This is a genomic window from Chamaesiphon sp. OTE_8_metabat_110, assembly GCF_031382685.1.
Lineage (GTDB): Bacteria > Cyanobacteriota > Cyanobacteriia > Cyanobacteriales > Chamaesiphonaceae > Chamaesiphon.
Map to the genome: position 1 here is coordinate 1 of NZ_JANMZA010000419.1, position 8,188 is coordinate 8,188.

Annotated in this window: 9 protein-coding genes and 1 pseudogene; 3 read left to right on the top strand and 7 right to left on the bottom strand. The window is 49.1% G+C overall.

Annotated elements, in window-relative coordinates; all coding sequences use genetic code 11:
* Nucleotides 1-80 precede the first annotated feature (80 nt).
* The 4 genes from RMO52_RS15465 to RMO52_RS15480 all read right to left on the bottom strand — a co-directional run bounded on the left by RMO52_RS15465 (nt 81) and on the right by RMO52_RS15480 (nt 3,561).
* Nucleotides 81-800 carry a protein phosphatase 2C domain-containing protein gene (locus RMO52_RS15465; RefSeq protein ID WP_310415858.1) on the bottom strand — a complete coding sequence of 240 codons (720 nt, stop codon included), beginning with the start codon at nt 798-800 and terminating at the stop codon, nt 81-83.
* A gap of 171 nt (nt 801-971) precedes the next feature.
* On the bottom strand, nt 972-2,732 hold the full coding sequence (locus RMO52_RS15470) for an ABC1 kinase family protein (protein WP_396135011.1): 1,761 nt from the start codon (nt 2,730-2,732) through the stop codon (nt 972-974).
* 227 nt (nt 2,733-2,959) lie between these two features.
* A complete protein-coding gene (locus RMO52_RS15475) occupies nt 2,960-3,274 on the bottom strand; it encodes a DUF6825 family protein (protein WP_309744381.1) in 315 nt (104 codons plus the stop codon).
* Between the two features lie 152 nt (nt 3,275-3,426).
* Nucleotides 3,427-3,561: a hypothetical protein gene (locus RMO52_RS15480; RefSeq protein ID WP_310415861.1), complete on the bottom strand. Its 135-nt coding sequence runs from the start codon at nt 3,559-3,561 to the stop codon at nt 3,427-3,429.
* A gap of 97 nt (nt 3,562-3,658) precedes the next feature.
* On the opposite strand from RMO52_RS15480, the gene RMO52_RS15485 reads away from it, so the two are divergent.
* A complete protein-coding gene (locus RMO52_RS15485) occupies nt 3,659-4,195 on the top strand; it encodes an NADPH-dependent FMN reductase (RefSeq protein WP_310415864.1) in 537 nt (178 codons plus the stop codon).
* A 19-nt stretch (nt 4,196-4,214) separates the two neighbouring features.
* Here the strand turns inward: RMO52_RS15485 and RMO52_RS15490 are convergent, their stop codons facing one another.
* From RMO52_RS15490 to crtE, 3 genes are all read right to left on the bottom strand, one after another.
* Nucleotides 4,215-4,433 (bottom strand): DUF4327 family protein, encoded by a 219-nt coding sequence (locus tag RMO52_RS15490; RefSeq protein ID WP_309744377.1) that lies wholly within the window; start codon nt 4,431-4,433, stop codon nt 4,215-4,217.
* A gap of 285 nt (nt 4,434-4,718) precedes the next feature.
* Nucleotides 4,719-5,180 (bottom strand): divergent PAP2 family protein, encoded by a 462-nt coding sequence (locus RMO52_RS15495; RefSeq protein WP_309744383.1) that lies wholly within the window; start codon nt 5,178-5,180, stop codon nt 4,719-4,721.
* Between the two features lie 191 nt (nt 5,181-5,371).
* Nucleotides 5,372-6,292: a geranylgeranyl diphosphate synthase CrtE gene (crtE, locus tag RMO52_RS15500; protein WP_310415867.1), complete on the bottom strand. Its 921-nt coding sequence runs from the start codon at nt 6,290-6,292 to the stop codon at nt 5,372-5,374.
* A 274-nt stretch (nt 6,293-6,566) separates the two neighbouring features.
* Here crtE and RMO52_RS15505 point away from each other — a divergent pair, with 274 nt between their 5' ends.
* Both RMO52_RS15505 and RMO52_RS15510 read left to right on the top strand, forming a co-directional pair.
* Nucleotides 6,567-7,622, top strand: a complete 1,056-nt coding sequence (locus tag RMO52_RS15505) for a MoxR family ATPase (RefSeq protein WP_310415870.1) — start codon at nt 6,567-6,569, stop codon at nt 7,620-7,622.
* Between the two features lie 75 nt (nt 7,623-7,697).
* A pseudogene (locus RMO52_RS15510) lies at nt 7,698-8,188 on the top strand (hypothetical protein); the annotation flags it as partial.

Below are 8,188 nucleotides of genomic sequence, written 5' to 3' on the forward strand. Positions count from 1 at the left end.
CCAACTAAATAGTAAGTGTTTCTACCAGCAGAGTTAGCCCACTCGCACCAATTTTCTGCACATGGTAAATCGCGTGCTAATTATTCGAGCGTGGCAACGATTACGGTAATGTTATCACTCCCACCATGCTGCTTAGCGGCATCGACTAGAGCTTGGGCGGCGAGTTCTTCGGTGTCGGCTTGCAGATGAATCGCAATCTCGTCGTGCGGGACTTCTTCGGTCAAACCATCACTACAGAGTAGAATCCGGTCGCCAGCCTGAACTTGTTGAGTCTGAATATTAATCTGACGTAAATCGCGACGACCCAAACAATGAGATAGTACGTGACGCAATGGGTGGACGCGGGCTTCGTCAGCAGTAAGCTGACCCAATTTCATCGCCCTAGCCACCCAAGTATCGTCTTCGGTGATCGAGTCTAGTTTGTCGCCTCGGAGCCGATAGAGCCGCGAATCGCCAACATGCGCCGACCATACCAAGTCATCCCGAAACAAAATCGTCACCAGGGTAGTTCCCATATCGGCGCGTTGAGTATTTTGTTCTTGATCGGTGACGATCGCATCGTTGGCAGCGATCAGGGCTTGGGCGAGCAGGTTTTTGGTATCGGGTTCGGATTCCCAATTACGCTCGATATAAGTATGTGCGGTTTCGATCGCAATCCGGCTGGCTTCCTCGCCACCTGCATGACCGCCCATACCGTCGGCAACGATAAAAAATCGTCCATCAGGATCGATGTGATAGGCGTCTTGGTTGGCACTCCGTACCATCCCTTTATCTGTAAGACCTGTGAACCGCGATTTCATAATCTAATGCCTGTACCGATTAATAATCCAAAATTTTAGAGTAGACTGCGCGGAATTGCTCGTAACCCAAGCGCGAAGGGCGATCGGTTTATTCGATCGGCTGTAAAACCGATTGAGTGTCTATCATCATCAATATCATAGTACCCAGATAAGCTCTCCTAGATCGCTAATTTAGGACATCCGATCTTGACGATCGACTTTCCGGCTTTGCCGAAACCATGCTACTAGAGCAATCGCCGCGAACATACCAAAAACCCCAGCCGGGAGCGTGTTGTTAGTGACAAACAGCATCGTAGCAGACAACGTAAATGTTGCAGCCAAGATTGCCGAATTTGTACTTTGTTGAATCGCGCCGAGTCTGCGTAAGTAGCGATCGGTTTCGCTCGAACGCACGCGGACTTTGATATCGCCGCGTTCTAGCTTCTCGATCGTATCTTCGAGGCGGCGGGGTAGTCCGAGGGCGGATGAGCCGACTTGAGCGGCTTGTCTGCCGATTTCGGCTAGGAATGTATTGGCATCGGGGGTACTGTTACCGTTACTATTCATAATCTGAAACGCAAAGGGTTGGGCGGCTGCCATAAAGTTAAAATCGGGATCGAGTCCTTTACCGACTCCTTCAATCGTGGAGAATGCCCGCATGACGAAGGTAAATGTTGCTGGGAATCGGAAGGGCTGTCCGTAGGCGATATCATAGAGATCGTCGGTAATCTGGGAGACTGATTGCGCCTCGATCGGTTTGTCGAGGAAGTTGTCGAGTAAATACTGGATCGATCGGCGAATCGGATCGGTATCGGCATCGGCGGCTACGGCTCCCAATCCGACTAAGCCATTGACGACGCGATCGGCATTGCGTCCGGCGATCGCCAATAGGGTATCCATCAGTTTCTCTTTGGTACCGGGGGCGATGCGACCCATCATCCCAAAATCATAAAAGATTAATGCTCCGGTTTTGGGATCGACTGCCACATTTCCCGGATGCGGATCGGCATGGAAAAAACCGTCAGTCAGTAATTGTTGGAGGTAAGCGGTGGCACTTTGACGGGCGATCTGTTGGCGATCGAGTCCGGCAGCTTCAATGCCCTCGTAGTGGCTGATTTTGATGCCGGGGAGGTATTCTAAAGTCAGCGTCCGAGTCGAAGAATAGCGCCAGTAAACGCGAGGTACTTTGACCCAATCTGCCGATCGAAAGTTCCGCCGAAAAGTGTCGGCATTTTGCCCTTCGCTAATATAGTCAGTCTCTTCCCACAGAATTTTACAGCACTCATCATAGATTCCCAGCCAATCGCGTCCGCCCTGTCCCCATTTGGGATGATTTTGGAAATATTTGGCGATGCCCCGGAGGATATCCAGATCGATCGTAAATAATTTGTGCAGTCCCGGACGTTGGACTTTGACGACGACTTCTTCACCCGTATGCAGCCGTGCGATGTGTACCTGTCCGAGACTGGCGGCGGCGAGCGGTACTGGCTCGAAACTGGCGAATAGTTCGGGGATGGGTTTGCCCAAATCCCGCTCGATAATCTCGGCAACGCGATCGTAGCCGAAGGCTGGCACCCGATCTTGTAATTTTGATAATTCCTCGACATATTCCACAGGGAACAAATCCGCCCGTGTCGAAAATAGCTGTCCTAACTTGATGAAAGTCGGCCCTAATTCCAAAAACGTATCCCGAATCCAAATTGCCTGTCGGCGGCGTCTGGCGGCCTGTTTTGCCTCAGTGTAGCCACCAAGATAGCTCCACTTCCGACCGTCGATCCAGGAACCATTCAAGAACGTGATAAAGAACGCCCAAATATCAAATTTCCGCCGCCGCCTAGAATAATTAGTGCGATTCCACCGATACGCACGGTCGCTACTAGACTGATGAGTCACAATTGGTGGCATGGAGATAGTTGACGACTCTGGCACAGTAGCACTGGGGATTAAAGACAATTGTGATGTCGCAGCAACCGCTGCCGAGCTGGGGCTAAGCCTTGCCTCTGGGATGGCGGCGATGCTACTCTGGCGATCGGGAGTACCTGTTGGCACGAGAAGGCTCTCGGTAGGCGGCTCGCTATTAGTTGGCAGGCAAGGTTCGGAAATAGCTGTCACGGAATTTATGATAATTGTTGGGTTTGGTCGATAGTTAACTCTCTACTCGATGCACTCGCCACTAATACTTAACTCTGGTAGCGATGTTTTTGGATTTCCGCTCTGAGTCTGGCAATTTCGGCTCTGAGATCGTCGATCGTTTCCTGGACATCTACACGTATCCCATCCGTGGATACTCTCGTAGTATTCCCACCAGCCGCCGCAGTCTCTCGTTCGGCACGCTCGATGACTTCTTGGGCAAATTGACGGAGTTTTTCGCCCTGCTCGGCGTTAATTTTGCCAAGTTCGCTCAAGGTATAGGTCAGCGTCTCGCCTAGTTTTTCATTCAGGCTTTGAGCTAGGGCACGACCGACAAAAAAACTATTCAGTGCTGGTTTGGTCATAGTTGATAGCTAGCTACGATTGATAGTACGTCCGTAAAGAATTATAACGCGTCGAATGCGGCGGTTGGAGCTACCGATCGGTCTAACTTTAAATTCGGGATCGAGAAAATCGCTATTTTTACATCTTGAATCAAAACAAAGTTGTTAGTATTTTAGTGGATCGTGAATAGTGGATAGTGGATAGTGCCGTTAAGAGCTGGAACTTCCTGACTACAAGCCGCTGGTGCAAGATGTGAGTATTCAAAGTTTAAGTTATAAGTTTCGATCGCAGGTGCAATCGGTATCATCTAATCTGCTGCTAGCATGGATGTTCCTGTCTGATCGAGACGATGCTCGATCAGACAGGAACGCTTTACGTGTTGGCAAGTAAATTTATAGATTCGGATGATGCTGAAAATTCTCGCAATTTCTGGGAGTCTGCGCTCTAGTTCCAGCAATACAACTATCTTGCGGGCAATGCGTGAGTTAGTGCCAGCCGATCTTCAATTCTCAATTTATGAGGACATTGGCGATTTACCACATTTTAACCCCGAACTCGATCGCGATCTGGCACTCGCTCCCGTGCAAGCTTGGCGAGATCGGATTTCTAAAGCTGATGCCGTTATATTCTGTACTCCTGAATACGCGCATGGTATCCCTGGAGTCCTCAAAAATGCCCTCGACTGGATCGTTTCTTCGGGTGAATTCATGTACAAACCTACCGCTGTCATCAGCGCATCGCCAGCTCCAGACGGTGGAGCTAAAGCAACTGCCTCACTCATGCAAACGCTGGCAGTGATGATGGCGGATCTAGTTCCATCAATCTGTATTCCGGCTGTCTCTGCTAAATTAAACGATCGAGGCGAGATAACAGATCCTCAGACACTTCAGTCTCTTCAATCTCTATTAAAAAGCCTAGTTGAGATCGTAAATAAATCTTAAACTGATGTTGCCGATCGATCTAATCCTCGTCCCAACCTTCGACTTCAAGTAATTCGCTGACGGGATCTTCGAGCGTAAAGCCAAAGTCCAATAACTCGTTTTTCCAGTATTGCCATTTAGTACCGTAGAGGAAGGCAATTTTCCAAATTCCATCGCTAGGATTGAGAATCTTGGATGCTACCAAAGATTCTACCTGACGTTGCATTTTCACCATCGGGTGAAGCACTTGCTGAGTCATAGATGATGCTTTAATTGTGTGAATGCTAATAAAAGTAAAAATAATCTTGCTAAATGCTCTCTTTAGCCGATTGATGCGATCGCCAGTCAAAGTTCTCTTTTATATTTGTACCGCACACTTGCGAATCTTGTCAAACTATTAGCAGGCACGATCCAAACATAAAATCTTTGTTGTAAATATGCCTACTGGGGTTACTCTCCTCATTCTTATCCCAACTTAGCAGCGATTGTAAGTGCCGATTGCCGACCTAGCAAATCGGTGGAAATCGCCGGATGTTCGCAACTACTAGACTCGATCGATCGCTAAAGATAGCCAGGTAATCGCAATGCCTAAGATCGAACCAGCAATTACTTGTACGGGTGTATGTCCTAGCAATTCCTTGAGCTTTTCTTCATTAAATTTATGATCTTCCGAAAATAATTCATCGACCATTTGATTGAGAATGCGGGCTTGTTTTCCAGCAGCTTGACGCACGCCAGCCGCATCATACATCACAATAATCGCAAAAATTGTCGCGATCGCAAACTCGGCACTTTTCCACCCTAAATTTAAGCCAACTCCGGTAGCTAACGATGTAACTAGCGCTGAATGGGCGCTGGGCATTCCCCCAGTCGTCGTCAATACTTTGGCACTAACTTTACCATTTTGAATCGTATCGATAATCAATTTGAGTACCTGCGCGATCAGACATGCAGCTATGGCTACGAGTAAAATCCGGTTGTCTAAAATTTGACTGATGTCATTGATATCGATTGGTGGGGCTGCCTGACTAACCACGTAAATGACCTAAACAAAGGAAAGGACTAAAGTAATATCTAATAGTTAGCATGAAAATAGCATTAAAGTACCGACAAGTTTCAATACTTGATGGGTTGACGAGATCCGTCGCCCTCGATTATTTAACTAAAGCAAGCTCTAAATCTGGACGCCACCCCAGCTCAATTTTTGCGATCGGTAATATAATCGGCTAAAGCTTGCAACGGTAGCGCTCGATCGCCAAATTCAGCCAAGATCGTTTTTGCTTCAGCTACTAGCTTATCAGCTTGATGTCTAGATTCTGCCAATCCCCACAGCTTGGGATAAGTGGCTTTTTGAGCTTCGACATCTTTGCCTGCTGTTTTACCGAGTTCGGCTCCGGTGGCAGTGATATCGAGAATATCGTCGATAATCTGGAATGCTAGACCGATATTTTGGGCGAACTTGGCTAATTTTTCGATTTCGGCGGTGGTAGCACCTGCTAAGATTGCGCCACAGACGACCGAAGATTGAAATAGGGCACCAGTTTTGTGATTGTGAATGTAAATGAGGGTTTCGATCGAGATATCGGACTTGCCTTCTGATTCTAGATCTACGACTTGTCCGCCCACTAAGCCATTAGCGCCAACGGCTCTAGCTAAATGAGCGATCGCTTTGAGGACGCGATCGGCACTCACTCCCTGCGTCTGGGTGGCGATATACTCGAACGCATAAGCCAGCAAGCCATCTCCGGCGAGAATCGCGATATCATCACCATAAACTTTGTGATTTGTCAACTTCCCTCGGCGATAATCATCGTTATCCATCGCAGGTAAGTCGTCGTGAATCAGCGACATGGTGTGAATCATTTCCAGCGCACAAGCCATCGGCAGCGCCAGATCGGGATCGCCACCGACAGCTTCACAGCTAGCCAGACACAAAATCGGTCGCAACCGCTTACCCCCAGCTAGCAATGAATACCTCATCGCAGCATAGATGGTATCGGGGTAGGCGGGGCGGATCGAGGCATCTAGAGCCGCTTCTACGCGCGGCTGTCGATCGGTCAGATATGCCGCCAGATCGAAGGCAGTCGGTGTAGCTATTAAATCCTGGTTGCTAGTCATTGGTGCTAGAAAGTGGGGAGCGATTTGCTACCGCTCTGCACAGCCAAAGCTACGCTAACGGGTTAAAATCCTGATCTCAACTATTTTACGAGGAATTGGCTCTTTTTAGGGCATTGAGAAATAGCAAATACTTACTTACTCCTGAGTACCAGTCACTATTCACTATTCACTATCCACTAAAACACCAGTAACTTTGTTTTAATGCAAAATGTAAGTTAGCTACTTTTCGATCGGCTGCGGTCGTCGGTTATAATACCCAAAAGACTCGATCGCCATGCAATCTGCGCCCAGCCTGACTCCATCCCAATTGACACCGTTTCTATTAAACGTCGCACCAGTTTTACCCGTGTTCATTTGGGGGCCGCCTGGGATTGGTAAATCAGCGCTAGTCAGGAATTTTGCCGAATCTGTCGGGTTGCCATGTATCTCGCTGCTGGGTTCTCAACTCGCGCCGGAAGATATTATCGGCGTACCGCAGATCGTCGATGGGAAATCGCGGTTTTGTCCGCCGACGACGATCGCCCAAGATCGGCCTTACTGCTTATTTTTAGACGAACTTAATGCCTGTTCGCAAGAGGTGCAAAAAGCCTTCTACTCGTTAATTCTCGATCGGCGGATTGGGGAATACCAGCTTCCCGAAGGTACGATCGTGATTGGAGCCGGAAATCGGGCGGAAGATGCCGCCATTACGCGTCCGTTATCGTCTGCACTCATCAATCGACTGCTCCACGTCCAATTACGGGTTTCGGCGAAGGACTGGCTAAAATGGGCTGGAAGCGCGGATATTCACGAATTGGTAGTCTCCTATATCAGCAATCGTTCCGACCACTTGTGGTCGAAGCCACCCAAGCATGAGGAGACTTTTTCAACGCCGCGTGCGTGGGAAATGCTCTCGCGGGCACTGCATTCTTATGGGAGTACGGCGACACTTGAGGAGATGAAAACAGTTGCGACGGGACTGCTGACTCCCAGCCACGCCCAGCAGTTTGTAGCGTTTGTGAAGTTGCGAGAACGGGCGCATGATTTGACGGCGATAATTAAGGGCGATGCCAGTTGGCCGGAAAAACCGGATGAGCGGGATATTCTCTATTTTCTGACGCAACAGCTACGCGATCGCTTAATTAAGGAATTACCCGACGATGAATCCAAGGTACGGCGGGAAACTCGCGAGCTAGCAAATCGGTGTAAGGAACTAATCGTGCTGCTGGCAAGGATTTCGACAGAGTTGGCACAGTTGGTAGTGACAGAGACAGAGAGTGGCGCGACTTTACCTGCCTGGTATACGATCGAGCTGGCACGCGCGTTGCCGCGATTGGCGATGCAAAAGTAGATTAGTGGATAGTGGATAGTGGATAGTGAGTTAAGTACCCCCAGTCTCCCCGTCCCCCCCTCCCCCCGTCCCCAGATGAGTGCAAAACGTCCGCCCCAGAAAAACCTTGCAGCGATCCAAGAGGGCTTGGAGATCTTGCGCCAACATCCGATTTTTGCATTTATCGATCGAGTCGGTAGTACGATCGGGCAAAACTTTTCGCAGGATGGGTTTGCCAGGATTGTGGTTCAGAATCGCTATGACAAACAACCCTCTAGCTCGATCGAGCTAAATGGCTGGCAGCGGGCTAGTGGTGCAGAATGGGCGTATGCGATCGCTCAGTGTAATTTACACATTTTCCTCAATCATGTCGATCCGGTGCGAAGTGATGAGGCTTGGCGATTGGCTTGTGAATTGGTGGCGGTGGATTGGCTCAAACAAATCTCGATCGGGCAATCGATTCATCCAACGAGCGAGCTACCTTTGCCAGCGCAAAATATCGAGGATATTGCGGCTATCTTTGCCCGCGATTTCGGGGCGGCACGCGCTAAATACGGTTATCCTGGAACTGCTGGGCGCGAGCCGAG

Excerpts from the sequence above, each read along its gene's own strand:
- RMO52_RS15480 (WP_310415861.1), bottom strand. The coding sequence starts at position 3,561 with ATGATACCGATTGCACCTGCGATCGAAACTTATAACTTAAACTTTGAA.
- RMO52_RS15490 (WP_309744377.1), bottom strand. The coding sequence starts at position 4,433 with ATGACTCAGCAAGTGCTTCACCCGATGGTGAAAATGCAACGTCAGGTA.
- crtE (WP_310415867.1), bottom strand. The coding sequence starts at position 6,292 with ATGACTAGCAACCAGGATTTAATAGCTACACCGACTGCCTTCGATCTG.
- RMO52_RS15505 (WP_310415870.1), top strand. The coding sequence starts at position 6,567 with ATGCAATCTGCGCCCAGCCTGACTCCATCCCAATTGACACCGTTTCTA.
- RMO52_RS15465 (WP_310415858.1), bottom strand. The coding sequence starts at position 800 with ATGAAATCGCGGTTCACAGGTCTTACAGATAAAGGGATGGTACGGAGT.
- RMO52_RS15475 (WP_309744381.1), bottom strand. The coding sequence starts at position 3,274 with ATGACCAAACCAGCACTGAATAGTTTTTTTGTCGGTCGTGCCCTAGCT.
- RMO52_RS15485 (WP_310415864.1), top strand. The coding sequence starts at position 3,659 with ATGATGCTGAAAATTCTCGCAATTTCTGGGAGTCTGCGCTCTAGTTCC.